The sequence below is a fragment of the Pseudomonas sp. EA_65y_Pfl2_P74 genome (assembly GCF_963970575.1).
Lineage (GTDB): Bacteria > Pseudomonadota > Gammaproteobacteria > Pseudomonadales > Pseudomonadaceae > Aquipseudomonas > Aquipseudomonas baetica_A.
In genome coordinates this window covers 41585-66932 of the sequence record NZ_CAXAOQ010000003.1, presented here as the reverse complement: position 1 = coordinate 66932, position 25348 = coordinate 41585, and the positions used below count along the sequence as shown (strand labels likewise).

The 25348-nt window shown below is 52.9% G+C and carries 20 protein-coding genes and 1 pseudogene; 12 read left to right on the top strand and 9 right to left on the bottom strand.

Annotated elements, in window-relative coordinates:
- The first annotated feature begins 71 nt into the window (after window positions 1-71).
- The 7 genes from AACY18_RS03000 to AACY18_RS02970 all read left to right on the top strand — a co-directional run bounded on the left by AACY18_RS03000 (window position 72) and on the right by AACY18_RS02970 (window position 9113).
- Window positions 72-2180 carry a hypothetical protein gene (locus AACY18_RS03000; RefSeq protein ID WP_339464175.1) on the top strand — a complete coding sequence of 703 codons (2109 nt, stop codon included), beginning with the start codon at window positions 72-74 and terminating at the stop codon, window positions 2178-2180.
- A 975-nt stretch (window positions 2181-3155) separates the two neighbouring features.
- Window positions 3156-5180, top strand: coding sequence for a phosphotransferase (locus tag AACY18_RS02995; RefSeq protein ID WP_339464174.1), 2025 nt, complete (start codon window positions 3156-3158; stop codon window positions 5178-5180).
- The gene (locus tag AACY18_RS02990) at window positions 5161-5451 is read left to right on the top strand and encodes a hypothetical protein (RefSeq protein WP_025109713.1); all 291 of its coding nucleotides are present in this window, start codon (window positions 5161-5163) and stop codon (window positions 5449-5451) included. Before AACY18_RS02995 ends, AACY18_RS02990 begins: the two co-directional genes overlap by 20 nt.
- 740 nt (window positions 5452-6191) lie before the next feature.
- Window positions 6192-6854: a TauD/TfdA family dioxygenase gene (locus tag AACY18_RS02980; protein ID WP_339464173.1), complete on the top strand. Its 663-nt coding sequence runs from the start codon at window positions 6192-6194 to the stop codon at window positions 6852-6854.
- Complete coding sequence (locus AACY18_RS02975; RefSeq protein ID WP_025109714.1) at window positions 6851-7828, top strand: hypothetical protein; 978 nt, start codon at window positions 6851-6853, stop codon at window positions 7826-7828. The genes AACY18_RS02980 and AACY18_RS02975 overlap by 4 nt, the downstream gene beginning before the upstream one ends.
- Window positions 7829-8083: 255 nt before the next feature.
- Entirely contained in the window at window positions 8084-8542 is a 459-nt protein-coding gene (locus AACY18_RS27980; protein WP_445261943.1) for a GIY-YIG nuclease family protein, read from the top strand.
- A 352-nt stretch (window positions 8543-8894) separates the two neighbouring features.
- On the top strand, window positions 8895-9113 hold the full coding sequence (locus AACY18_RS02970) for a hypothetical protein (protein ID WP_025109715.1): 219 nt from the start codon (window positions 8895-8897) through the stop codon (window positions 9111-9113).
- A gap of 421 nt (window positions 9114-9534) precedes the next feature.
- Here AACY18_RS02970 and AACY18_RS02965 read toward each other — a convergent pair whose 3' ends face one another.
- From AACY18_RS02965 to AACY18_RS02935, 7 genes are all read right to left on the bottom strand, one after another.
- Window positions 9535-10953, bottom strand: a complete 1419-nt coding sequence (locus AACY18_RS02965) for a hypothetical protein (RefSeq protein WP_339464172.1) — start codon at window positions 10951-10953, stop codon at window positions 9535-9537.
- A gap of 6 nt (window positions 10954-10959) precedes the next feature.
- Window positions 10960-12147 carry a caspase family protein gene (locus AACY18_RS02960; RefSeq protein WP_339464171.1) on the bottom strand — a complete coding sequence of 396 codons (1188 nt, stop codon included), beginning with the start codon at window positions 12145-12147 and terminating at the stop codon, window positions 10960-10962.
- Window position 12148: 1 nt separating this feature from the next.
- Window positions 12149-13354, bottom strand: a complete 1206-nt coding sequence (locus AACY18_RS02955) for a hypothetical protein (protein WP_025109719.1) — start codon at window positions 13352-13354, stop codon at window positions 12149-12151.
- A 611-nt stretch (window positions 13355-13965) separates the two neighbouring features.
- A complete protein-coding gene (locus AACY18_RS02950; protein WP_339464170.1) occupies window positions 13966-15261 on the bottom strand; it encodes a hypothetical protein in 1296 nt (431 codons plus the stop codon).
- Between the two features lie 34 nt (window positions 15262-15295).
- Window positions 15296-16267, bottom strand: coding sequence for a TniB family NTP-binding protein (locus AACY18_RS02945; RefSeq protein ID WP_025109720.1), 972 nt, complete (start codon window positions 16265-16267; stop codon window positions 15296-15298).
- Window positions 16264-18144, bottom strand: coding sequence for a DDE-type integrase/transposase/recombinase (locus AACY18_RS02940; protein ID WP_025109721.1), 1881 nt, complete (start codon window positions 18142-18144; stop codon window positions 16264-16266). The genes AACY18_RS02945 and AACY18_RS02940 overlap by 4 nt, the downstream gene beginning before the upstream one ends.
- Window positions 18137-18805: a hypothetical protein gene (locus AACY18_RS02935; RefSeq protein WP_152974163.1), complete on the bottom strand. Its 669-nt coding sequence runs from the start codon at window positions 18803-18805 to the stop codon at window positions 18137-18139. The genes AACY18_RS02940 and AACY18_RS02935 overlap by 8 nt, the downstream gene beginning before the upstream one ends.
- Before the next feature lie 252 nt (window positions 18806-19057).
- Between AACY18_RS02935 and AACY18_RS02930 the strand changes: the two genes are divergently transcribed.
- Together AACY18_RS02930 and AACY18_RS02925 are read left to right on the top strand one after the other, a co-directional pair.
- Window positions 19058-20038 carry a hypothetical protein gene (locus tag AACY18_RS02930; protein ID WP_157836059.1) on the top strand — a complete coding sequence of 327 codons (981 nt, stop codon included), beginning with the start codon at window positions 19058-19060 and terminating at the stop codon, window positions 20036-20038.
- Complete coding sequence (locus tag AACY18_RS02925; RefSeq protein WP_339464168.1) at window positions 20022-20975, top strand: DNA-binding protein; 954 nt, start codon at window positions 20022-20024, stop codon at window positions 20973-20975. The genes AACY18_RS02930 and AACY18_RS02925 overlap by 17 nt, the downstream gene beginning before the upstream one ends.
- Window positions 20976-21117: 142 nt before the next feature.
- Here the strand turns inward: AACY18_RS02925 and AACY18_RS02920 are convergent, their stop codons facing one another.
- Window positions 21118-22230: a site-specific integrase gene (locus tag AACY18_RS02920; RefSeq protein WP_339464167.1), complete on the bottom strand. Its 1113-nt coding sequence runs from the start codon at window positions 22228-22230 to the stop codon at window positions 21118-21120.
- Between the two features lie 69 nt (window positions 22231-22299).
- On the opposite strand from AACY18_RS02920, the gene AACY18_RS02915 reads away from it, so the two are divergent.
- Both AACY18_RS02915 and AACY18_RS02910 read left to right on the top strand, forming a co-directional pair.
- On the top strand, window positions 22300-23172 hold the full coding sequence (locus AACY18_RS02915) for a DNA-binding protein (protein ID WP_123419649.1): 873 nt from the start codon (window positions 22300-22302) through the stop codon (window positions 23170-23172).
- A 95-nt stretch (window positions 23173-23267) separates the two neighbouring features.
- A complete protein-coding gene (locus tag AACY18_RS02910) occupies window positions 23268-23486 on the top strand; it encodes a hypothetical protein (RefSeq protein WP_016983078.1) in 219 nt (72 codons plus the stop codon).
- Window positions 23487-23707: 221 nt separating this feature from the next.
- On the opposite strand, the pseudogene AACY18_RS02905 reads toward AACY18_RS02910, so the two are convergent.
- Window positions 23708-24511, bottom strand: a pseudogene (locus AACY18_RS02905) (transposase).
- 161 nt (window positions 24512-24672) lie between these two features.
- On the opposite strand from AACY18_RS02905, the gene AACY18_RS02900 reads away from it, so the two are divergent.
- Window positions 24673-25158 (top strand): AAA family ATPase, encoded by a 486-nt coding sequence (locus tag AACY18_RS02900; protein ID WP_339464164.1) that lies wholly within the window; start codon window positions 24673-24675, stop codon window positions 25156-25158.
- The last annotated feature ends 190 nt before the right edge of the window (window positions 25159-25348 follow it).

Genomic DNA, 25348 nt, shown 5'->3' with positions numbered 1-25348 from the left:
GACTTGGGCGATCAGGGGCGAACCTGAACATCTCAACCGGCAGACGCCACCGCGGGAACAGGGAGAGCGCCTTGGGCGTGAAGATCAGCTTCGACAAAGAATTGGCCGTTACCAGCATCCCGCTGGCCGGTTGGGCTCCGCCGCTGGTCGAGCACCTGGCACGTTACTTTGATGTGCGCGAGGGCATACTTCGGCTGGATTATGCTCACTTGTCTGCCGAGAACACCCGCGTTGAGTGGGATTGGCTGGTAACGTCGACCACCGAACGCGAGAACTTTACGGTCAAGTTCGATCACGCTGCACGGCAGGGTGCCATAACACTGACCCTTGCCATCCTCGGGCACGGCTCCACCGGGATCCAAGGTTCATCGTCCATCTTGGACAAGGATGCCTACGGGGGGGCAGGAGCGGCCTTCAGGATGGACGCGCTTGAAGTCGAATCTCGGGCCTTGCGCGAAATTATCACGGCGGCGATCGCGCCCCGTGAGATATGGGTGCGTTGGCTGCTTGATGCTCAATCCTCTGATCGGTCTCGGTTTTTGGACGATCGGGAGATCATGGCGGCCCTGGTGGCCAGTGTATCGGCGGATGATTGCTTCGGTGGCCTTCAACTGGTCGCCCCCGGTCAGGGTGAAAATGGCTGGGCTTTCGAGCAACTGGTCGAACAGCATTGGCAGTATATACGCGCCTGTCTGGAGGCCAGTGTCGATTCAGGCTCCAATGTGCCTGATGTCGTCTTCTTGCTGTATGCGCATTCACCGAAGGTGCAGGCGTCACGATGGGCCTGCGAGCTGGTTCTTAATCGAGTCGATCCAAGAGCGTTTCCTCGACTGGTCCAGCATTGCCACACGATCGTGGCGGACGACGTGCGCAGTCTGTTCCTGCGCTGGCATTTCCATCCCCATACAAAAAAGAAAAACGACGTCAGGGAATGCGTCGGCCAAGCCTACTCGACGCTGGCTAGGTTAATGACGGACGCCATGCCTTCGGACCTTGCGCTTGCCGCAGTTTGGCACGAGGTCGGAGACCCGCCGCGCGCCGGACAGCAAAGCGTTGCCGCAAGCCTCAAAGAGTTGCCATCCGGGGGGTGGGACCGCGAGGCGTTGTGGAGCCAACTGGGACCTGCCGCTCGCGAGGCCTGGCGACAGGATCTTTTCGACCAAGTGACGGGGGAGCCGGAGCTGGCTAAAGGTTTGCTCCATTTTGCCTGCCTTTGGCTCGAGCAGACGGCGTTCGGAGAAATCGAGCCGGTGCTTCTGCGATTGATGGATGACGAGGAACACCTGGCTTTTGCGGACTGGCTCGCCAGCGCCGATCCGAGGCAGTTGCAATTGAGGGCGAAGGGGCTGATACGGTCCAAGCAGGGGGCACTGGATCTGGACGGTCCAGTGGATCAAAGCGAGGACGCCACTGCGCTGCCCAGTGTCGGCGCCCGAACCTGGTTAGGCGACCCGTCCGTGGAGCGCGTCATCCATAGGGCGCTCAGCCAGATCGAGGAAAAGTTTTGCCGCGAGTATTCGGCGAGTTGGGGAGAGGACGAGGAAGCTCATACTGCGCGCCTCCTGACCCTGACCCAGGAGGCCGCTAGCAACGCCAGCCGCCAGTTGCGCCAGCTCTCGTCCACGACGCGGGCGACGTACCCGACCCTGTCGGTGACGGTGCGTCAGCCCAGCAAGCGGGAAGAAGGGGCTAGCACGGCTGCCGGTGTCCCTCTGGCGGCGGACGTGCTGTTCCTGACCCGTATTGTCGACGAGGACAAAACGGTGATCCAGCGGGCCACTCTTGTGCAAGTGAAAAAGCGCAGCGGCACTGGGTCGGGGAAGGCTTTCAGTTCGACGATAGGCATCGACCTGCGGCAATGCGAGGACATGCTCACTCAGTCAGAGCACGCCTATTACCTCTTTGCGACACCGGCTTCGCTGCGCCCAACGCTCTGGGTTGCCCCGGCCCGGCTGGTCAGAAACTTGACCCAACTGCACACGAGCAAAGCCTCGATCGTGGCGATGCAGGTGCGAGACGCTAGCTGCTCCTATGCGGATTTCTTCCTGCACGAACTGGTCGGTCTGTGGGCAGGCGACGAACTGGAGGGCATCGTCGCCGTCGCCAATGGTGATCCCCGACTTGGAAGAACGCCTCGCCACATCGTCGACATCGAGGTTCGCCGCCAACCGAATGGATAGGCCCGGCAGTGAGCCGTAGTGCCATTACATTCCGCCCCGACTCCCATAGGCCGAAAAGAACGCGGGTTGGTGATGGAAATATCCATTTGTCACAATATTCATTTTGGAGCCACCGTCGCTAAGCACTGTGTACTGAGCTCTTGATGAAGGAAATAACATACCAAACTGAGCTCACGCGAGCGAGTGTCCGTGCTCGGTTGCACTGCAATCAGACGCCCGCTGCTTGTTGAATATCTTGTGATTGGCGCTGCTGGCGGTGAGTCGGCCTTAAGGATGCTCGAACTGTCGATGAAGAGTCGCCCCAATTAAGCCTTCTCCGGGCATTAAAAAATGCTAAAGCACTTTTCCGTTCTGGGCTCCGTGGACGACTGCTTTCGGCCAATAGCTGCCATTCCGGACAGGCGGCAATCGACCCAAAGCGGACAGTCGCGACTTGCAGTAGTTAACCAAAAGCGGAATTTGCGAATACTTTAAATAAATCTGTGCCCTTATCGCTGTTTCGACATCGACGCTCGAACGGTTAGCAAACTGCCTAGGGCGCACCTGCTCGTCGTGTTTACGCAGCGCCTCGGTATCGAGCTTAGCCGTCCGGGCATTGACACGTTGATTTGCCTCCATCTGCTCAGCTACGTGATATAGCCACCGACGGCATTCCTGCCCCGACGAGCATCGCCCTCTCCAGGTAACGATATTCCCAGCCTTGCAATGAACTCTCGAAGGCCTGTCACTAGATCTGGCTTCATCCCATCACCTTCTCCATGGCAAAAGTGAATTCGCGTCCTTCACGCATTATTCGTTTTTTTGAGAGTTCTACTAGACAACCATCATTCACCCATCTAGCTTCTAGGTAGTGGCTTTTTGCCAAAAAAACAAAATTTGCTACAAAGTCATTTTATCAATCGAATTAAGTGCCTCAATTTCAGATGATAGAGGCATTTCACCAAGCTGGATTTTTTTGTATTTGAGGAGCGAAGATTGAAGAAAATTGACCTCCATATGCATACCATCTCCACAATCAGCGACTCATACTTCGAATTCTCACTAGAGAAACTTAAAGAATATGTTGAGATAGCAGAGTTAGATGCTATCGCCATAACGAATCATGATATTTTTGATCTTGCTCAGTTTAATGAAATTTGTGAAGCACTAAACTGCGCTGTCTTTCCCGGCATTGAGATAAACTTAGACGCCGGGCACCTCCTTCTAATTTCAGAAAACCATGACCTTGAAGGCTTTCAACTTAAGGCGAATGAAGTAGCCAAGAACGTGGTAGCAATCGGCGACTCAATCAATGTCGATGATTTGATACGAATTTTTGGTGACCTTAACAATTATTTGCTGATCCCCCATTATGAAAAGAAGCCAAGTCTTCACGCAGAAACTATTAAAAGACTTAAGGATGTAATCTCTGCAGGTGAAGTCGACAGTCCTAAAAAATTTGTTCGCATGTCAAAAGATGAAACCGAATTTACACCAGTAATCTTCAGCGACATGCGATTTTACGTGGGGATGACTAAATTCCCAACAAGGCAGACTTACATCGATTGCGGGGATATATCATTAAAATCGTTGAAGTTTGCCTTGCGCGACAGGAGCAAGGTTTCTCTTTCAAAGCTTGATGGTAATTCAATTTTCCAAGTATTTGAGGATGGGCAATGTCTTTCAACTGGCCTAAATGTAATTCTTGGCGCTAGATCTTCGGGAAAAACCGAAACCTTAACCCAGATAAACAATAGCTGCGAAAACGTAAAATACATCCCTCAATTCTCTCTTGTACAAAGAGACGATGCCAACTATGAAAAAGAATTCAATGCAGATGTAACGCGCAAGAAAAGTATTTTTTCAGACAAGCACCTAGCTCCCTTCAAAACGGTATTAGACGATGTATTGAGTATCGATACTGAAACCAACAAACGAAGAGTCGCAGATTACTTAGACACTCTAATGAAATCGGCCGAAGAGGCACAGAAATTTGATTCATTTTCCAAAGCCTCGTTATTCAATGAAACCTTGTTCGATTTAGGTGAACACACATCGCTCAACGAACTTGTCGGCTCAGTAAGGCAGCTGATAGAAAATATTGAATTTAGAGATGTCATAGACAGGTATATCGATACAAACGCCCTAAAGGCACTGGCCTGCGAATTAATAGTCATCTTGTGGTCCAGAGCCTACGAGAGAAAAAAGAAAAGCTTGGTGAATGACATTATTCGCGAGATTAAAAGCAAACTCCAACTAAAGACCTCAGCAACTCAAATCAAAGATGTTGACCTTTATCGAGTCATGTTCGAACACAAGAAACTTCTGAAGTTTAGCGAAATCGCCAAGCTGCTTCAGGAAGAGAAAACAATATATCAAGAAAGCTTTCAAGGGTTTAAGATCGTCTGTAAACAACGTGCGTTTCAAGGTCCAGGTGAAATCAAAAATGTTAGCGGCCAAAAGGTTGCTTTTAGTGATGCATTCAGAGATTACGTACATCCGGCAAAATACCTCTCCAGCTTGAAAGCAAACGAAGCATTCACTCCTTCAGAGTTTTATAAATATTTTGCATGCATTGAGTATGAAATTTTGAATAAAGATGGCTTTAAGGTTTCTGGCGGAGAGCGTTCTGAATTTAGACTATTGCAAGAAATAAAGGATGCTCAAAACTTTGACTATTTACTTATCGACGAGCCAGAGTCTTCATTTGACAATCTCTTCCTAAAGAGTGAAGTCAATCAGATGCTCAAGGAAATATCAAAAAGCATGCCGGTAGTTATTGTAACTCACAATAGTGTCGTAGGTGCATCCATCAAAGCCGACTACATAATCTATACTGCCAAAGAACTTGAAGAGGAAAAGATAATATATAGAAGATATTCTGGGCATCCTTCGAGCAGAGAATTAATTTCAACCGACGGTAAAAAAATTAATAACTTTAAAGTCACCATGGACTCTCTGGAAGCAGGCGAATCCGCTTACATGGAAAGAAAGGCAGGATATGAAAATATTAAAAATTGAAAAAAGCCAAGGATACTATCTAGACGCCGAAGGAAGTTACGAAACCATTGATAAAATTGATAAGTCTGTCTTATTGTCACTCGTCAACCTAGCTCTTTCCGACGATTTTGAAATTGATGAGTACAACGAAGAAAATCTAAAAAACCAAGCTCACCAAATAATTTACAAAAGCATCAGCAGCAAACTAATAGATTTGCATCGAAGGCGAAATCAATTTCGCGACGAGTCCGAGCGACTATATCTAGAAGAGTACGAAAAATACAAGGCTTGACCGTGCCAGATTTGTCTCATTGCAAAGTTATTTTTTAAAAAGCGCGGCGCTATGCGCCGCGACTCCAATAGAGGCATTGCAGTAAAATTACAGATTTGTATCTTCTGGCCATAAAGAACAAGCTCCATGTTTAGGACTTATTTTGGTTCTTCGCCTATATCTTGGCCCACCCGCTGCCTCGCCAACTCATGCAATACCTCACCAAGGGGTTTCTGAATCGCACCGAAGATAGCCCTCTTGCGCCTCTTCGGAATGAAGACGACGTGACACTTACTGTCCCACTTCGTGTAAGCAAGGCTCCATTTCGTTTAACCGATCTCTTAGTAGTGACAGAAGGTTTCCGATGACCGCATCACACGATCAAATCTCAAGAAGTACCCCGGCTTAGCCGGGGGATTCTATGAGTTTGCAGTTCGCTTCTGGCCGATTGCTGCTGCAACTGACCATCAGCAAAAGGGCGGCGTCCGACTCTCGTCTCTTCCCTCGCACACGGTATTTTTTCATTGCGTCGCTAGAGAATGCCTTCTTCAGTGTCCGTATCTCAGTGGCGACCAAGTCTCACATTCTGTCAGTTGAATATCACCACGTTTAAGAATTCTGCCTTACAGATTGGCAGTTAATTTGCTCTATGCGGAAAAGTGCACTACAAAGGAAGGGGACGCATTCCGAGAATGATCATACGGCCGCGATGGCGCTGAAATTGATATTTTCGAATATGAAACACTATAAGAGTCATAGGTATGGATCACAGTTACGATGGACTGCATGCAGCAATTCGCAATCATGGCTATGTTTCTTTAAATGCTAGACCTTCCATGTCAGTTTCACAGACTATGCAGGAGCTCGCTTTGTATATGGGAGGTTCGGTTGTAGCCGGGCGAAATAGAAATGTTTTAGAAACGTTGAAGACGCTGAGAGCCGATGAAGCTCCTCTAAGCTCGTTAAGTCGCTTTTCTGGAGCAGGTGCTCAGCCTTGGCATGTTGATGGATCACATCTGCCGATACCACCACGGTATTTGATTTTAGGCTGTCACTCGATTAACGGAGGTGGAGCACCCCCAACGCAGCTTTTGAAAGTCAAAGATGCAGGGTTTCCACTTCTCGCAAGTCGCCGCGAAACTTTCACAGTAAAGAATGGACGTTCAAGCTTTTATTCCACGATAGCCAATACGGATCGAACGTGGATTCGTTTCGATCCGGCTTGTATGACTGCACATACAGAAGAGGGGAGTACTATATTCGAGGAATTAGAGTCACATTCACTTCAACCGTCTTTGAATCTGGAGTGGACAGCCGGTGTAATTCTTATAGTTGACAATTGGACGGTACTTCACCGCCGGGGTAATGCCTCTGGTATCGGTCATCGCACCCTTTTGCGCATCTCATTGAAGGATTGGATATGAATACAACTAGACGTGGAGCGACACGAACGATTCCGCCTGCACTTTCAGATGATGCGCTTTATGGCAAAGCAGCGCTGTACGCCCGGCGCGCGCTTGAGGCTAAGGAAGTTGACGCGGAGGATGCATACCAACTATGGGCAACTTTGGCTCTTGAGTTGCTTGGTAAGTTCGCACTGGCAAGGATCCACCCGAGCCTGGTCGTGGACCCTAAAAACTCTAATAGCATGTTGGAAGCTTGCGGTATATCGACGGCTACGGCTGTTCGAACCATTGATGCCAATGAAGTGTTCCTGCGCCTTAAACATGTCATTCCAGGATTCAACTCCTTAGCTTATAACTCATGCAAAGATTTGGCCGATCGCCGCAATGCCGAACTTCATTCAGGGCACGCTGCATATATTGGGATTAGCTTGGAAGTGTGGGAGGGGAAGTTGTGGCATGCAGTGCGATTAATTTTGCAGGCAGCGAATAAAGATCTTGAAGATTTTATTGGCGGTGCGGCTGCAGAGAAAGAAGAACTTATAAATCATTTGTCTCATCTCAAGTGTCAATCCGCATTGCAAAAAATTGAGCATGCGCGAGACAATTTTAGCAAAGACGCCGATGGCAAGAGGCGGGCTCCAAAAACATTGGAAGATCAAAGATCTCAATCCGGGGAGCGCTCTTGGTGGCATCTTTATCGCCTAACAAGTGGAAGGTACGCTCGATATTGGACTCGCCAATGTCCAGCTTGCCAATGCACTGCAGTGTTGGGCGGGGACAAAGACTATGAAGAGCTGACGGATGATCAGGAGGAAGTGAGTCCTGGTTATGAAGAGGTTGAGACAACCTATTCTCCAGTTGAATTCATTTGTGATCAATGCAATTTGCACCTTGTGGGCACTGATGAGCTTTCAGCTGCCGGTTTGAGTGAGGAAATTGTTGAAGTTGACGAGCGTGAGATTAGCTACGAACCAGACTATGGAAATGACTGACGCTTGTCTCCTGCGTCTGCTGTTTGCGGGCGGGAGCGGTAACCATGAACGGCTGCTTTTGGCCGAGAGCGGACGTTTTGGGTTACCCCTCGCTCCGCTAGATACCTGCATGAGACGCTTCGACCTCAGCAGACCTAATCCTGCAGTGCAGCGTAACTCACTTGTAATGGACACGCTCAGTGCGAATCGAGTAGTGTTTCAGAAGACTTAGCTTAATCGTTATGGACAATTTGATTCCGGAAAAGGAGTGAAGAAATTAGAAATTGGTATATCTATATTTTGAAGCTTGAGCTGAACTCATGGTATGTGGGTACAGCTAAAGGGTTGAGATCAAGGCTGCGAAGCCATGGTAAAAAAAGCCCTCACTCTACATTAAATAAAAATGGCGCCATCAAATATATAGAGAGCGGCCTCACGGGAAAGAGAAAAGCAACTCACTTACATGCGGCCTTTAGATCAGTTGGCGATTGTTTCTGGGTGACAGAGATTGAAAACACTATCACTGTAGCTCTGGGACAAAAGTATGGCTTCGATAAAGTTAGGGGTGGCTCTATAATTCACCCTTGGAATCACAAGCTAAGTGATATTAAAGTGGAGAACCTAATTCGACGATTTAGTTGTAGTGATATTAGACTTAAATACAAGCTAAACGAAATAAATTTAACTCAAGAAAAGCCATTTGTCTTCCCGCTTACTCGGCGAAGGAATACATAGCAAGGCATTCAAGCCCGCTCGCCGGACGCGCTTTCAGCGCGCCAGCCCAGTCCCAGTGAGACTGTCCGCTTTTGGCCGAAAGCGGCCATAGGCAAGATATTGGGTGAACATTGATAATCACAGGAGTTTTGGAGCAAGAATTTCTCCTTCACCCCCACATTCAGGAAAACACAAACCTATGATTTTCCTAGAGAAAATCGGTTATTTTGGCGTCTGAAAAAGGCCATATTGGCCTGAGATGGACTGGGGTTCAATTTTGGTGCACAAATAGAGCTTACTGAATGAGTGATTTGCTTTCGCCGGCGATGTGATGAACTAGGCTTTTCCGAACCCGACTCAAAGGACGAATACCATGTCATATAAATCAGACTCAAACATTGCCACGGCAGATGCTCTGACACTCCTGCTGCACAACCAGCATGCGCTGGGGGCAGCGATAGAGGAGGTCACAAAATGGCTTTCACAGAATGGCGTACAGAGTGTTGCAGAGAGTGCATTCATGGCCATTGAGACATTGGATACAAATGCAAATGCGATTACAGACGCTATTACGCGACTCCGGCGGCTTTAGGGAGCCGTCTTGATAGGCTGCAATCGGCCAAAATCGGACGGTCGTTATCAGCCCTTTATCTCAGATGTCAGCTGGGCGTTATAGTGCTTGGAAATGGGATGTCGTTAATCCGGCTGGTTCCAGATTTCAACGGCTTTGGGAGCTGGACAGCGCGGTCGTGGCAATCCAGCGCTAGCTATGCTTCTTTTCTTGATCTATTCGGTGAGAAATCAGTATGGGCAACGCCGCGCGAGCAGAGCATGATTCAAAGGGAGCTCGGGATTTTCGTCATGCCAGCCTAAGGCCAGCCCACCTGATTACCGAACGACTGGATATCAACAGAAGACCGATTCCAATCACCGACCTTGCTCAATAGCAAATTGCAGCAACATCTACACCGAGCTGGTACAACTCGAGATGTTGGGGTGGAGTACCCGAGGGGTCAATACTCTCCGGGGATAATGACCGCTGCGTTATTAGCGCGAACCTCGTCCAGTGATTCCGACTCCAGATTCAGCGACACGTCCACTTCAGCAGCGCCGATCTCCGGTATATTCAGCGCGATACGCGCTTCGCGGTTAATAATGTCCAGAGAAAACTGCGCGGCAATGCCTGCCCCCTGAGTGGCGATCAGCTTTTTGAACGAATCCTGCAGGGCCTTTAGTTCATCCACCCAGTCCCGGGGTGTCGATTTGGGCGAATTTTGCGAACCGTAGGTGGGGTGCGACGATGGGGTTCTAGGATTGGTGCCGTAGAAGGCAAAATAGGCACCCTGCGTACAGATCGCCCGAGCATAGGTTTTGGCCTGCAGATAATCAGCCTGGAATTCGGGTGACTCCTCCTCGCCACGATGAATGGCCGCCATGGTCTCCACCAGTAACTTCGCGCCCAGGGTGAATACAGGCAATCCGTTTTCCAGCGCCTGTTTGATACGGGCACGTATCAGCGTTTCATCCGAGACTTCATCCTGGAGCATAAAGGCTGCAGAAACGATGGCGGCGTCCGATAGGTGAGGAAATGAGGTCACTAGGTTTTCCATCCAGTCCCGACGCTGGTCCAAGAGGCGCAATTTAAGCAATACATAAGCGCCTGCCACGGCACCCACAGGGTCCTGATATTTAGCTTGCAACATCTGATCGGCGGTTTGCCATGCGTCGGCGAGGCTGCTGACTTGCTCCATGGCGCCGCGCGCCAGGTAGGACATAATCAGTTCGTTGTCCGCGTTGCGGCGTCCGATGGTGATATCCATCGAATTACCGATTTCCTTGTCACTGGGGGTCAGCGCCACACGAACCTCCCCAGCAGGTGGCAATGAAATGATTCGCCAGGCAACGTCTTCGCCGCCAATTTGCAGCAAGTGTGGCTGGTTGGGCACATCGAACCAGAATTGCTGGATATTGCCTTGTTTTTCCGTTTTCGACGGTTGGAGGTCGGCATCTATCCACTGCCCATTGTCCAGGGTCCAGACCAACATCCAGACCTGTCCGACTCCTCGAAGTGGTGCTGCGGGCGAGAATTCGACCTGCACCGTGGCGTTGAGGTGATCCAGAGAGCGAAACGGCCTGAGCCAATCCAGCCAATCGCTTGGGCTGTTGGTACTTTGCAAAAGAGTCACATGGCCTTGGCCGTTCTGCAGTTCAGCAACCTCCTGTATCTGCTTGCCGTTTGGCAGTTTCGCCAGTACGTAAACCCGCCCGGATTCCGTAACGCGCCCATCGCGCAGTTCTATCCTGGCCGGTTGGGCGGGGGAGGCGGTGCCTTTGCCCAAGCGCTCCCCACGGGTTGAAAACACTTCGAAAGGTAACGTCAGGAGCCGTGAATCACTCTCCTGGCCTGCGACAAAAACGGTCAATATGTTCATGTTGTTTCACACGCTTTTGGCTGTGAGATTGTCACGAAAAATCACCCTGCTCATGTAGCGGTGTTTCGGCGTGACTTGATAACCGTCCTGATTGAATTCAGCGCCATAATGCCATTCACCTCGCGGCACTCTGAACGATGCAGGACCATCGATGAGTGTCTTGAGTTGACGAGGTGTCACCGCGTTCTCAAGGTACGCTTGGGATATCTCGCGCAGCACCGCTGGATCTATGTCCATTTCAACCAGTACGTCTGGAATTCGATCGAGGACATTCAACGCGATCAGGTGCGTTCCCTCGCTTTCAAAGGCGACATGCTGTTGCAGGTTGGGTTGCAGGAGCAGTAGGTGATTCAATAATGCGGCCGTCGCCATTTGTAGTTCCGAAGGTCTGACATCGAATACGCCTGGGGTGCTGTCGCGCTCTTCCCCGCAGTATCCACGCAGAGCCTGGAGCAGCGCTTGGGTGAAATAGGTCACACCTTCGTCGGGCGTGTAAGCCAAGCGGTTGGCGGAAGTGGAACGTAGAATTGCTGAACCGGCGCAAGTGATCTTGCCTTTTTTGGTGCCCTCGGTAAGTCCCCGGGGAATGTCCAGTTGGTCCAGGACATCGTCACTGAATTCCCGGCAAGCATCGATCACATAAACGATCCGCGCGCTCGTCGCGCGGATCGTTGCCTGATGGGTATTGGAGACGTGGAAGGTGTTGGCCCATGTGACACCGTCTTCACCGAAGTCATCAGCGATAAGAAATTGATTAACACCATCACTGACCCCATGCCCGCAGAAATAAAACACGCCGACACTCTCGGGGTTGGCTCCCAGTCGTTCATGCCACTGTCTGTAAGCCCTGCGGATATTGGCTAGCGTGGGTCGCTCGCAAGCAACATTGCCTCCTGCCGGGGTTAGAATGTTGATTGAAGGAGAGACCAGAGCCATGAGTGATCCCAGCGGTGCGTCTGGGTTAGAAAATGCTTCGTGAGGTGGTTTTTCCATACCGGCAGGCATGGCGTGTACTCCGCCCAGATACCAATTCACCATCTCCTGAACAGAGGTATGCGGTGAATCCAGCGGTTGCACACTCGAATAGTCCGTTTGTCCCATGGCCGGATATTCTCCGCAACCGACGAGTAAAACGTGGGTTGCCGTCGACTCGGGTTTGTCTTTTACCGCTTGCGAAAGAAATAGAGGTTCCATGTCATTTGCCCTTCAGGCATACGGCAAGTCGTTTATAGAAACTGGGCCTGGCGAAATAACCACCATGTGCTTCCAGGAGCCCGTAACCGGTATCGAACTTGTAATCCTTCACGCCATTGAAAACTCCTTCTGCCCGGAAGGAAAAGATGTCGTTCGTGTCGAAGATGTTGACCCACTTTTCGACATTTGCTGGCGTGTTCAAAAGGTCCTTAGGAGGGTTGGCAGGCACGCCTTGCTGGCTTGCGCGGTAGAGCGTCATTTCTTCAAACACAGCAATCTGCGAGCCAATCGTGGCAAAGAGATCGACTTTGATGTTCGTATCAAAGTACGTGAGAATGTCGTAAAGAATGACGCCGCCTAGGCTGTGGCCAATGATGATCAGTTTGTCATCGCCCGGCTTGCGATCTTCATCGGCTTTCCGCAAAGCGTCCATGACCACGTTGACAATGGCGCCCGGTGCATTGGCTCCTTGATGTGAGTTGAGGTAGACGAAGATATCGCCCAGAAACCGAGTCGCCTTGGTATGTAACGATTCGCGAGCCCGGGCCAGGGCCAGGGCAGTGACCGCGTCGTTGGGTGCCGAGCCCAGCCGATTGACAGCTTCGCCCAGTGAAGCCCACCAGTCTTTGAACCCCATTGTCTGAACCGCCAACGCACCCTGCGCGCTTAGCAGTGGGGCAATTTCCTGATTGAGCTTGTCGATGAACTGTCGATTGGTCAGTGGCGGCTGCTGGATTGCCCAAGCCGGGATATTTGCTGCATATTTGCGCGACGCCTCATAACGCTTGAGTACTTCCCGATACTCTTCTTTGGTTTGGGCGACGATTGAAGCCGCATCCCACACTAGGTCCACCGCTTTTGCAAAACCCTTGTCTTGCCGGCTGATATCGCCCAGTACCACGGGCTTTCCGCCGTTTTGTGTCTGTACTTCCTGTATCCACAGTTCGTATTCAGCAGCCTGTAAACCGGTGAGTTTGAGGCTCAGCGCCTTGACGATGGTTTTGCTCGACGGAAGCGATGCCTGATTCCAACGGAACTTCACGCCGTCACCACCCCAGTAAGGGAAGGAAACGCTCAGTACCTTCGTATCAATACCCAAGTCAGGTGCCAGGATGCTGCGCAGGGATTGCTCGATTCGAGCACGGGACGGTTCGTAGTCCACGTCCTCCTTTCGATTATTGACCCCGTGGACAAAAACAATCGGCATGTTGTCACTTCCTTGAGTCGAGGGTGTTTAAAGCACAGGCTATGGGTGAAGCTATAGTCGAACCTCAGCGTTTTGGTAGCCAAGGTCGATATTTTTTGAAAAAGGCAGGATGAACGGATCAGAGTGATTCAGGGTTTAAACACTCTTATCGGTTCGGTCACCACAAACACATATACCTATCGTTTTGTAGGCACTTGGCGCAGTCGAGCAGAGATTTCGGGATGATCGTGCGGGCGTTGGTCAGGGTGTAGCTGTAGGTGAGGAAACGCCCGTGCTGTTGTAAGACCAATGCGGTTCCTCGCCGCGGCCGTACCCACTGCTCGTGGTAAAGACTCTGGCCTCTATGAGATCACTGCTGAATCAGGCGTTGGCGGATGTCGAGCGGAAACTGCAATTTCGGCGTCAGGCAAGTCCATCGGCACGTGAAGTTACGATAATTGCAACGTGGCTTTTGCTTAAAAGTTAGGATGAATATTGGCGGAGAAACATCTCTCTTTTCGGACCTGAAATATGATGTTTTGTATTGTTAATTAAACTGCACGTGCGATTCTCACAGCCTGCCAAAGCAGTTCTTGTTTCGCCGTTTTATATCAAGAAGTCATATACTGAATCTAAGGTCGACTGAAAAATTCAGACGCGGAGGCGCGATCATAAAATTCAGGTCCTGCGGGGAAAGTGTTTTTCTGTATACAATGCGCACTCAAAAGACAGGTTATTAAACCAGTGGGCAATTTAAATATTTTGCTTAGCTCATGTAGTAGAACGTATCGATCAGCGAACTTTTCGGTTGAGGACCGATCTATGACGTCAGGAAGCTGTAGTTGAAAGGCACGAGTTGGATCAAGGTTTTTTAACCACCCTTGACTAAGTAAACCATTAACTGAGGACAGTGGACACTTTAGGAAAGCAGCTGCTTCGTCCTTGGTAAGTCCATCCGTGCTAGCGGAGCGTTCAGCGCCGGATGAATTTTCGGCATTCATCTTACGTATGATTTCGCATCGTGGCGGACGAGTAAAGTGAGAAGGGGTCTGCTGCTCCATCCAGCCTCGAACTGCAAAGTTATGAGCTTTAATTACCAGCTTCATGTCGTCAAATATTGCCGTCCTTGCATTATTGCGATCGATTGTTGCGAATCGGCAACAGTCGTCCAAGCATGGCTTGCTGTCGGTGCGCAGACGGTTTAATGCACGATCCGCAAGCCAGGCGACGGTGAAGTCGCCATAATTGTCCCAGGGAGCCCTATGTAATGACTTAATAAATCCCGGATATTTGTTCACCTGCGCGGCGACGGTCCTATCGATGTGATTGATAACCTTCAAAGGCAAATCACAGCAGTTATGATTATCATCATGCTGCCGAGCACCCCAGAGAGACGCGCAGACCTTGGCAATGGTGTACTTGTTCCGTATCTCTTCTACTACTTCCGGTGACTGGAACGGATCGAGCAAGCAGGGCACAAAATTGGATTGGGCTTGGTCGGCTGTTCTCCGCTCGAATCCACATACGCAGTGGAACAGTTTGGCACTGTGCCAGCTCTCTGTACGCATGCATTTAGGGCACCGGATGACAAGCTTCGAGCCGTGAACCGGGCACACTCCTATGTCAGCGACATCGTGAAATACAAGCGACTTTGAAGATTCAATACATACGGGGCAATACAAATAATTATCTGGGCAAGCTTTGCGAAGCAGGTAGACATTGTTCGCCTTGATAAAATTCGCACTGTCTTTCGCTACGCTGTAAAAAGCCTTGCGCAAGTCGTCGGCCAGGGATGGCGCTTGTTCAGAGACGAGTTTCAGCACAGGGGAGTGCTGACCGAGCGTGTCAATCCATCGACTCGGGCTGATAGCAAAATACCCGAACATGTTTCTCACCGTGCCGAACCCATTGTAATGCGCCATACGCATCAACAAACTTTTGGGCCCCTCAAACTCGGTCGGTTTAGGAAGATAACAAAGTTCTCGCATATCTCTTTCTCAGCGCTGCATGCAATTCTCGACTAGAGAGACGGAACGGGTTGTGGGGTCGACAGAAATCGAGATCGTCCGCGGCGCAGGCGAAGTCCTCAAGGGTGAGCGTGTCGCCCTCGCGCGCCAAGGCGTGAGTCAGGCTGTCATTCAGCAGGATGTTTAGATGGCGCAAGCTGCCGTTGGTGGCTAAGCAGAGTCCCGCGAACAGCAGATCTTCGGTAAGGAGAACTCGTTCAGCAAAGCCCGCAGGTTGAATGACTTTGAGCTCGATCAATTCAATGACTTTCCGAAATTGCGCAGTCGCCGCCTTATCGGTGAAGTTGAAATACCTGAGGTGGGCGCGATAGGGATATCGATCGCTCAGTTCTGCGATAGTGTCGATCAGCGTTTCAATTGTTGGCAGTCCTGCGAGCACGATAGGGATGGTTGCTTGGTTGAGGATCTGATTCACCCATCGGCATACCATTTTTTTTGTTGCGGCCGCGCCCTGATCAAGGATTCGATGAAATTCGTCCAGAATAATCAGCCGTGTCTGCATGGTGATCAGACGTTGCAGGATGAGCCGATTCAGAGACGCACTGCCCATTTGTTCAAGGCGGCCACGGTTCTCAAGACCCAGTTTCGTCAGGAGCTCTATCGACAAGGTTTTGATGGTGGCTTGGGGAGGCACTTCGACAAGCAGGCAGTGTTTTATGCAGCTGTGGCTGCAGTCAGTATCGTATTCTGTATCAATATTGAGCTCCCGTTCGATGCCCTCGCATAAGGTGGATTTGCCAACCCCCGTGTCGCCGATCAACATCATTGACGCAGCCGCGTGGCGATCTCTGGTCGTGGTCATGCTTTTTCGGGCAAGTTGATGGGCATGAGCAAAGCTGGGGTGCCATACCACACACTGCTTGAGCGCCTCGAGCACCTTGGCTTGGCGTTGCGAATTGGTGGTCATATGCCATCCACCCGCCACGGGCTTGTAATGTCCTCCGCCCAAGGTTCTTCAGCATTCGCGGCTGCCATGTCGGGGTAGGATACTTCAGTCCTTTCATGAGTTTTGTGGGCATTCTTACGCTTGCTTGCCATGAATCTATCGTGATCCTCGCTCATGCGTTGACGCAAATGCCGCAACGCGAGGTGCGCATCACTGTCATCGAACTGCTTGCCGTCAGCCGAAAGCTTGGCTTGGACTAGACGATGGTCAGAGAGGGTCAGCCCTTCCTGGTAGGCTCTCTTTGTTCCACTGGCGGGCACCATGTCGCGTGGTGTGTCGGGGGCCGCGACCCAAATCACTCCGAGGTCAGTCGGATCGTAGTAACAAATCGCTTTTTGATTCTTGTGAAGTTTGGCCTTCACTGCTCCCAGACCGGGGCCGGTCCACATCAGGTTGAAGAAAGCGGCGCGATTGCCACTGAGTGCGGAATATGCGATTCCGCGATACAGCTGGTCCAGCGCCTCAGAGGAAAATTTTCTCGGTGGCAACTGGTTGTGCATCGCGCGCTCCCAGGCCACCCGAGGCGGCATATTCAGCGTCTCATGCTTGGTATTGTGGTAGATGTCCTCCAGCCATTCGCGAAAATAATCCACCAGATTTTCTATGGTGTAACAGGCGTGGCGCGCCGCATCGTAATCCCGACACGCCTGCGGATTTGAGAAAGTTGTGCCGTACTGCTCATGTACCCACGACGCGAATGTCCTGAACAAACGCTCAATGCGCGGGCGGGTATTGGGGCTTCCGGGCGGTGGCAACGTCCACTTGATGTCCAGGCGATCAAGAACAGTGTGTACCATGCTGTTGGTATTCTCAGGCCCCCCGTCGCTGACCAGGTGTATCATTGCTCCGCGCTGGTATTCCTCTCCGGGAACGGCTTCAAACGCCATGCGAAGCGCTCTTAATGTCTTTTCCGCACAGGGGTACGTCAGCGAAAGTTCCCAGCCAATGACCATTTCCGAGTGCAAGTCGATGATGGCGGTGAGGTAGGCAATCGGGCCCAGGACGTTGTGCTGGTCATCAACGATCATCAGATCCACAGGGTAAGTGTCAATCTCACAGACATCCAGCGGTGCACTGGGCCGACTCTGCTCACAGCTAAACTGGTGCCTTTTGTAGGCGGCTTCGGCCCCAAGGTGCGCACGATCCGAGTGGTAGCCGGTGCGTTTGGCGATGGCGCGTACCACCGTTGAGCGGCAGGGTCGGCGTAATAGCGGCTGCAGGGACACGGCACGTTGTCGATTGAGCAATAACACGTGGCCGTCCAGCAATTGAAAGACACGTTGTACGGTAATGCGCTCGTCGCGCGCCATGTATTCGTCGTCAATGAGTGCCTTGAGCTTGATCTGAATCTCCGCGGCGAGTTTGCGTCCGCGGGGCATCGGGCTCGGCAGTTTGTACAAAGAAAACTCATCGTTGCCGTGAGCTCGGTACCGCGCAACCCAGCGGCAAAGCGTCGAGTAGCCCGGAGCATGACTGTCCTGGGTTTCGCTCGCTATCCGTTGGATGATGGCCTTAGTGGGCTTCTCGGGCAGCTGGTTGTGCAGTTCGCTCAGTGTGGTGCGGATGTAGCGAAACTTGCGTTTCGCCTCGATCACTTTCGGATCATCAGGAAAGGCAAAAGCGATGGCGTTGGAACCATGCCCAGGCTTGTCGGCAAACAAGGTGATGTTGCGACGCTTGAGATCGCTCAGGAACGAACCGAGGGCGATGCCTATAACGCGCAGGTGGGTAAGCGTCGACAGCGTGACCAGTTCGTCATCGATCTCTATGACTTCATAGACGAGGCCGTCGATCAGGTACTGAGCCCCCGTTACCGGCAGCGGTCGTTCATTAGCCACGGTCTTCAACCGTGCATGGGCCCTGGATAAGCATATCCAGGTCTAGGGCCTGGCTCAGGTCAGCCACAAGTTGCCCTGAAAATAGGCAACCGCAGAGCGCGGCGAGGCAGGGCGACGGAAGGGCGTGCAATAGCTCCCTGACAGTCGCCGGCCAAACCAACCCGGTCAAGTGCCTCAGACAAGCCGCGTATTCATCAGGGGTGGTGTCCTGACTGCGCAGGTACAGTTTCTGCAGCGTGGCAAAGCTCGGCGTGTGCACGGTGGTTTCAGCTATACGGGAAAATTGCCAGCCCCGCTCCCGGCACAATGCGTCAAAGGCGGACCGGGTGGCGCCTTGCTGCGCGGTCATGCCTGTAAGGCTTGTTTGTACTGTGCAATAGCACCCACCGCCATCATCATTCTCCACCAGGAAATGCGGGGCATAGCGAAATTTGCTCGTACCTTCCGTCCACTTGAACACGTGGGGCTGCGCCCAATATCGTCGCACGTGCACGTCCTGTTCCAGCCATACGCAAAAGTCAGCCTGCAAACGCGTCCCACAGCGAAGCGACCGTCGGTTTTTTTGAGAAGGAAAGGTCGTGGAGAAGTTTCGGTGGCCGGGGTTTGGCCAAACAATAGCAGGGAGGGGGTCACAGGGCATGGTGCAGATGCTGGCAAACATTTTCAGCCTCCTGAAGAAGCAAATGTCTGGATGGATGGCACTGTTGATATTATTTGACGGTTCGTTCTACGACGCCAGCCGACTTTATTAACCTGAGCACATCCCTTGCCGCTCTATTGCGTACGTTTCAGCCTTACAGAGGTTTGTGCATTCACCACGTAGATAAAGACGACCACCCAACTTTCGGCGAACTTCCTCGGATAGGTCCATCATGAGATACGCAGTGATGGCACATTCAGAGGCGCTTGTGCGATGTCGTATATCAAACCTGTTCGTCGACTGCGGGCCAGTTTCTTTGGCCACGCGTTGACTGTTGCCGCCGGCTGCGCGGCCACCGGGCCCGGACTTTCTCGCTGGGGAGACGCGTGGTGGGCGAAGCGAAGAGGGCGTGCGATGCCTGAGACGTTGAATCACAAGTGGCCCGACTACCTCACGGGCAGTTTTCCAAGGCAAGCGTTGCGCACGGCGCTGATTGAGGATTTTCCCTGCCTGCAGAGCGTGCTGGACGATCCACTCTGGCCATTATTGCAGCGCCTGGTTCATCCGCACGAAGACACTGGTTGTTGGGCTGCACAACTGCGTCTCAACCAATGTCCGTTTCGCTACTTTTCCGCTGCGCGCTTGATGCGCCTTTGCGGGATACCGGATTGGCGAAGGCTGGCAGGACTGCTTGCATTGATGGGCAGCGAGCGTCCATGTGACGCCCGTGCCCAGTCGTGGTTGCGTGCCGTATTCACTCATTACGTACTCTGTGTATGTCTTGATCTGCCTGGGCAGGCCGATCCACTGGGCCTCTACCGGATCCTGGAGGCGGCGAACCGTCTGGATAAGTTTGGCCCCCTGAGTGCCTGGCCAAATTCTCCGGAAGGCTTCCAGCGCAAGCTGTACCATTTGAAAAGGCTCAGGGCGCGTTTACAAGCCAGGGGATGGATGGTTGGATGGGCCTTCAGGGAGCGTTTGCTGTTTTGGCATCTATTGTGGGACCGACCCATGTTGGCCCGATTGCTCAGTAGTGCTGCGGTCGAACTCACCCGACGTGATCTCATCAGCCACACACGTCACAGGTTTCGCCAAGCCCAACGTGATCGTGTCAGCTTCACGGAGGTTTCGCCGGAGGCCTTGAGCTGGTGCGATCCCGCGCGAGGCAATACGCTGCCTTACGGGTGGAACCTATCGTGGGGCGGATTCAGCTCAGTCCGCTCAGGCAGGTTCGGCAATGATCCAGCCAAGTGATGAGGACATCTATGCCGCGGCCGATGCGGTTCTGGCCAGCGGCCGCAGTGCCACTGCCGAGCGCGTGCGCGCACACTTGGGGTGCGGGGACCCACAGCGTATTGGAGCGCTCCTCGATCGATGGTGGATCTGTCTGCTCGATCGCCTCCAGAGGAATACGCTGCCCGCCCCGATCAACCATGCCTTAAGCATGTTGTGGGAGCAAGCGACAGCGCAGGGGCGCCAGGAGGCTGAGCAGGCTTTTTCGGCACAGCGACAAGTCGGGGTCGAGAAGGCCCACAACATGGAGAAATCCTTCGCGAAGCGGCGTCAACAGCTTGAGGGGTTACTGGCCAAGGAACGGCGAGTATTCACCAATCAGCGCCAACGCTTACTGGACCGCAACGAGCGGCTGCGCGAGCAGCTTCGACAGTCACGCACAATCATCAAGGAAGCGAAGGTTGCCGTGCGGTTTGCGGAGCAAGAACTCAACAAGATGCAGCGGCATTTAGGTCTTTACGAAGTAATCGATGCGCAGCGCCGCCGGCATGCCCATAAGCAGACGCTGGAGTTTGATGCGATGACGCAGGAACTGTGTCGTCTTTTCACCTATGGTGCCGATCCCTCCGCAATATCCGCATCCGCATCCGCATCCGCATCCGCGACAAAGGACGCCGATTGTAATCTGTGGCGTGACTTTGCGCCGCTGTTGGAAGCGGCCCAGCACAGGCTGACGCCGTGGCTGGATGAGTTGCGCCGCCAGTTAAGCGTGGCGCCTGTCCAGGCGCTCGAGCCAGATGACTATCAGCGAGCCCGAAGCTTTGCTCAGGCGCAGGTGCTCAAGCAACTTCTCGACGAACTCCGCCTGCAGGCCGTTGGCTACAGCGCCGCAGTTGATGAGCTTTTTTTTCAACTCATGCCGCTGTACCTGCAGGCCAGGCAAACACTCAAGGATTGACGCGTCTGATTTCCGTGCCGTAGCCGGCGGACGTGCTAACAACACGGATGCGTGGGGTTGCTGGTGGCTCGGTCTTGCACTGCACGCTTGAAAACGTGGTTTGTCCGGTTGCCGCCTTCGCCTGTAGGCAAAGGATGTCGGGTTACTCGGGGCCGGGGGACACCTCCTGATCGTCGTCCTCCAGCAGTCGGGTGGCCCGGCTGGACAGCAAGGCGCCGGCCTGGAAATAGCCCATGACGGTGTTAACGCTGCGGTGTTCGGTCATTGCCATCACTTCACCTAACGGGACACCTTGGCGACCGGCTTCGGTGACGAAACCAGAGCGCAAGCTGTGCGCCGCCCAATCGCCCTCTAGACCGGCCAGCTTCGCCCGGCGCTTGATCATCCGGGCCACCGCATCCCCCGACAGGGCGGTCTCGGTTATCTGGCCATACTTGCGTATCCGGCGGAAAATCGGCCCGGTAGAGCAGGGCGCAGCCTTGAGCCAGGTATCCAGGGCACGTGCCGCGGCGCCACGCAACGGTTTTTCGCGGACCTGACCGCTGGTCTCGGTTTTGGTCGCGCCGAGCGCATACAGCCAGGTTTCTTCATCCAGGCGGCGCAAGTCTTCTATTCTTAAGGTCACCACTTCAGACCTTCGACGCCCGCCGCCACTCCATGCAAGTAACAGCAGGGCTTTGTCACGAAGGCCGCGTAGCCCATCGCTGCAAGTCGCCAGCAGCGCCTGCAGGGGTTCGCGAGTAAGGGCGGTTTTCTTACGGACGCGAATGCCTTGACGAACCTGAGCCTTGCCTGCCTCCCTGAGCAACGCGGCGACCGCGGGTGCGGCGCAGGGGTTGTCCCATTGCTGGAGTTTGTGCCACTTGCCCAGGACGGCCAAGCGATGGCTGACGGTGCTGAAGGCCAGTGGTCCGGGTTTGCCTTTAACCCCAGCCTTGCACAGGGCCAGGTCGGACTCGATGGGCAGCAGATGGTGCCAGGTCCCGTCAGCGGCGGGGCGCGCCAGATGGTCAACGATGAACTGCACAACGACCGGCACGGGGATGGCGTCATCGCCGAACACCCTGTCGTAGCGAAGCTGCAGCCAGGCTTGCCAATAATTCAAGGCGCTGCGGTAACTGCGCAGCGTGTTCTCGGCGGTACCGGCGGCAATAAAAGCCTCCGCGGCGGCCTGGGTGCTATGCGCCAGCACCGTGGGGTCTAAACGCGTTTTTTTGGCTGAAATCGGCTGAGCCGTTTTATTTAATACGTCCACCGTATTTTCCTATGTGCCTTAGGTCGGATAACATTTTATTATCAGACCTAATATACCCGGAGATCAGCCATGGCAGTAGGAGTACCGGAACACGAGGTGTTTACCGCGGCGGATACGGTGCTGGCCCGTGGTGAGCGGCCGACGGTGGAACGAGTGCGCATGGAATTGGGTCGAGGTAGTCCGGCGCGAGTCGGCGGGTTGCTGGATGTTTGGTGGGCGCGTTTGGCCGAACGCCTGAATGGAGAAACGCGACTGCCAGCGTTACCTAGTGAGGTGTCGCAAGCCTTCGTTGCCGTATGGCAGCAAGCGATTCACTTAGCGCAAGGTGTGGCCGAACAAGCTTTGGCTCAGCAGCGCGAAGTATTGGAGGCCGAGCGTGAACGACTGGCGACGGTCGAAGATCAAGTGCGTCAGGATGTAGCAAAGGGGCGCCAACAGATCATAGAGGCCGTGACCGAGCGTCAGGCGGCCGAATCGCGGTTAGCTGACCTGGATCTGCTGCTGGTACAGCGGCAGACGCAGATTGAGGAGCTGCAGCAGCAGCGTGACGTGTTGTTGCGCGAGCGGCATGATACCCAACAGCAAAACCAGGCACTTCAGCAGGATCTCCAGGCGTTACGACAGAAGCATGAACAGGAGCGAACAGCTCAGGACAGTTATCTGCGTGGGGTTGAGGATCGCGCCCATCGCGAGATTGATCGCGCCCGGGAGGAGGGGAAAGCCGCAGTAAACCAGTTAAAGGCCGCCAGCCGAAAGCATGACGACCTGCAACGAAAGCTGGAGTTGGCCCAGAGCGAACTGAGCCAAGCACAGCAGCATGCCGCGGCGCAGCTAGCCCGGGCTGAAACTCTGGAACAGCAGTTGACTCAGTTTCGTCAGATTCCCGAGACCAGGCGTAAGCCAAGAGCCCGAAAAAAACCGGTATCAACTACAAACAACTAAACGCACTTTCGCTAAAGCCAGCGAAAATGCTTGGGCTAATCTGTTCTGGTAAACACGAATTAGCCTTCCAGGCCTATCATTCAAGGACGATACAAATGCCAAGTAACTCGGATTCCAATATCGCCACTGCCGATGCGCTGACGCTGCTGCTGCACAACCAGCATGCGCTCGGTGCGGCTATCGAAGAGATCACTCATTGGATTTCAGGGAATGACGCAGACATTGTTGCTGATAACGCCGTCGCTGCTTTGGGGGCACTGGATGCAAACGCAAAAGCGATAACAGATGCAATCATGCGATTACGGTTGTGCTAGGAATCGTTGAGACTGTCATCAATCGGCCTAAACCGGCTATTCTCAGGCGGCCGCTTTCGGCCGATTCTGTTGAAAAAGTCGGATTTACCGCTCGCCTGAACTCAGGCACTACCATCGCCTAAGAACCAACTCACCACATTGAGTGGTTTCTCGGCCCTTCGTTGACCGTTGCTGCTCAGTTAGTGGGTTAATTTGAGGTTTTTTGCTGAGTGCGGGCGCACCTATCCCGTGGCAGGTGGCCCTTGAGATGTAAATTTAGCCAGCCGTCTTAGGTTCTGCACCGCAGCGGCCAGCGTGAATTCATCCGTCGCGCCACTCATGCCACGTAGTCGCAAGCGATCCAATTTCAGGATGCGCTTGAGGTGGGCAAACAACATTTCGACCTTCTTACGTTCGTGGCGAGAGCGCACGTACGCAGGTGTCGTTGCGATTCGCCGAGCCACATCGCGCGCGGCTTCATGGACGCTGCGGGCGATCTTGCGGAACGCAGTGTTCGGGCAGCACTTGGCTTTCATCGGACAGGCAACGCAGTCGCTCTGCCTGGATCGGAAGATGATGGTGTTGGCTTTGGTGGCGTGCGAACGCTCGTTCTTGAAGGCTCGCCACCTTTGACCAAGCCTGCGTCCATGCAACGACGCAGCACTTCATTGAACAACCAGCGAAACAGGATCGCTGTCCCGAAAACGGCCGTGTCTATTTTTGGAAAATGTCGAGTGGTTGGGGACTTCATCTTCAAGGCTTAACCGGCAGAACCAGCGATACGCCAGGTTCAAATGGGCCTCTTCGCACAGCCGCCGCTCTGAGCGAATGCCGTAGCAATAGCCCACGATCAGCATGCGGATTATCAGCTCAGGATCAATCGACGGACGCCCAATCGGGCTATAGAAATCGGCGAGGTAATGGCGCAGGTCGCTCAGATCGAGACACCGATCAATGCTGCGCAGAAGATGATTGGCTGGGATGTGATCTTCAAGGTTGAACGAGTAAAACAGCCGATCCTGCCCACTCGATAACTGTCCCATCATGCTCTGTGATCCCCCGCCGGCCAATGAAGCAATTTTGCCGCAGGTCAAACAGGGGAGCTACTTTTTCAACAGAATCGTCCCAAAGCTGACAGTGGACGATCTGCGGTTGCTTCGACGCTTTTCAATGAGCATCATCAGTACTCGACAAGGAGACGTCCCCCATGACTCAACCAATGCTTCATTTGATGTCAGGCAAGATTGCATCCGGCAAATCGACGCTGGCCAAGTCCTTGGCATCTGAACGGTCGGCTATTCTGATGAGTGAGGATAATTGGCTCTCAAGGCTTTATCCTGACCAGATCCATTCAGTGGCCGATTACGTGCGGCTTGCACGTCAGATTCGGGCACTGGTGGGCCCGCTTGTCACCGATGTGCTGAAGGCAGGCGTGGCTGTGATTTTGGATTTCCCGGCCAACACTCCAGAGGATCGGCAATGGTTATGCGGTCTGGCTGACGCAGCCGAAATTCCCCACTGTTTCCATTACATCGAAGTGGATGATGAGACCTGTCGGGGCCGGCTACATCAGCGCAATGGCCGCGCAGAGCATGAGTTTGCAACAAGCGACGCTGAGTTCGATTTGATCACGAGCTACTTTCGTGCTCCGGATGCAGATGAGGGAATCCAGATTAAAATTCACCGCTTCTGAAGGGCAGTGATACCTGAGCAAATTATCTAAAAAGTCCGCTTTTGGCCGATTCTGTTGAAAAAGTCGGCCATGGTTGCCACAGCAGAAAAGTAAGCGCCTGAGATTGAAATCTTCACTTTGGGCAGAGGCTTCCAGGCTCAGATATCACGTAGCAGCGTGTAAAAAAGGCGTTTTCACCGGCCAATATTCA

What these genes read in the sequence shown, in the direction of transcription:
- AACY18_RS02990 (WP_025109713.1), top strand. Translation starts at nt 5,161, where the DNA reads ATGAAAATATTAAAAATTGAAAAAAGCCAAGGATACTATCTAGACGCC.
- AACY18_RS02980 (WP_339464173.1), top strand. Translation starts at nt 6,192, where the DNA reads ATGGATCACAGTTACGATGGACTGCATGCAGCAATTCGCAATCATGGC.
- AACY18_RS02975 (WP_025109714.1), top strand. Translation starts at nt 6,851, where the DNA reads ATGAATACAACTAGACGTGGAGCGACACGAACGATTCCGCCTGCACTT.
- AACY18_RS02970 (WP_025109715.1), top strand. Translation starts at nt 8,895, where the DNA reads ATGTCATATAAATCAGACTCAAACATTGCCACGGCAGATGCTCTGACA.
- AACY18_RS02965 (WP_339464172.1), bottom strand. Translation starts at nt 10,953, where the DNA reads ATGAACATATTGACCGTTTTTGTCGCAGGCCAGGAGAGTGATTCACGG.
- AACY18_RS02960 (WP_339464171.1), bottom strand. Translation starts at nt 12,147, where the DNA reads ATGGAACCTCTATTTCTTTCGCAAGCGGTAAAAGACAAACCCGAGTCG.
- AACY18_RS02955 (WP_025109719.1), bottom strand. Translation starts at nt 13,354, where the DNA reads ATGCCGATTGTTTTTGTCCACGGGGTCAATAATCGAAAGGAGGACGTG.
- AACY18_RS02950 (WP_339464170.1), bottom strand. Translation starts at nt 15,261, where the DNA reads ATGCGTATGGCGCATTACAATGGGTTCGGCACGGTGAGAAACATGTTC.
- AACY18_RS02945 (WP_025109720.1), bottom strand. Translation starts at nt 16,267, where the DNA reads ATGACCACCAATTCGCAACGCCAAGCCAAGGTGCTCGAGGCGCTCAAG.
- AACY18_RS02935 (WP_152974163.1), bottom strand. Translation starts at nt 18,805, where the DNA reads ATGTTTGCCAGCATCTGCACCATGCCCTGTGACCCCCTCCCTGCTATT.
- AACY18_RS02930 (WP_157836059.1), top strand. Translation starts at nt 19,058, where the DNA reads ATGTCGTATATCAAACCTGTTCGTCGACTGCGGGCCAGTTTCTTTGGC.
- AACY18_RS02925 (WP_339464168.1), top strand. Translation starts at nt 20,022, where the DNA reads ATGATCCAGCCAAGTGATGAGGACATCTATGCCGCGGCCGATGCGGTT.
- AACY18_RS02915 (WP_123419649.1), top strand. Translation starts at nt 22,300, where the DNA reads ATGGCAGTAGGAGTACCGGAACACGAGGTGTTTACCGCGGCGGATACG.
- AACY18_RS02910 (WP_016983078.1), top strand. Translation starts at nt 23,268, where the DNA reads ATGCCAAGTAACTCGGATTCCAATATCGCCACTGCCGATGCGCTGACG.
- AACY18_RS02900 (WP_339464164.1), top strand. Translation starts at nt 24,673, where the DNA reads ATGACTCAACCAATGCTTCATTTGATGTCAGGCAAGATTGCATCCGGC.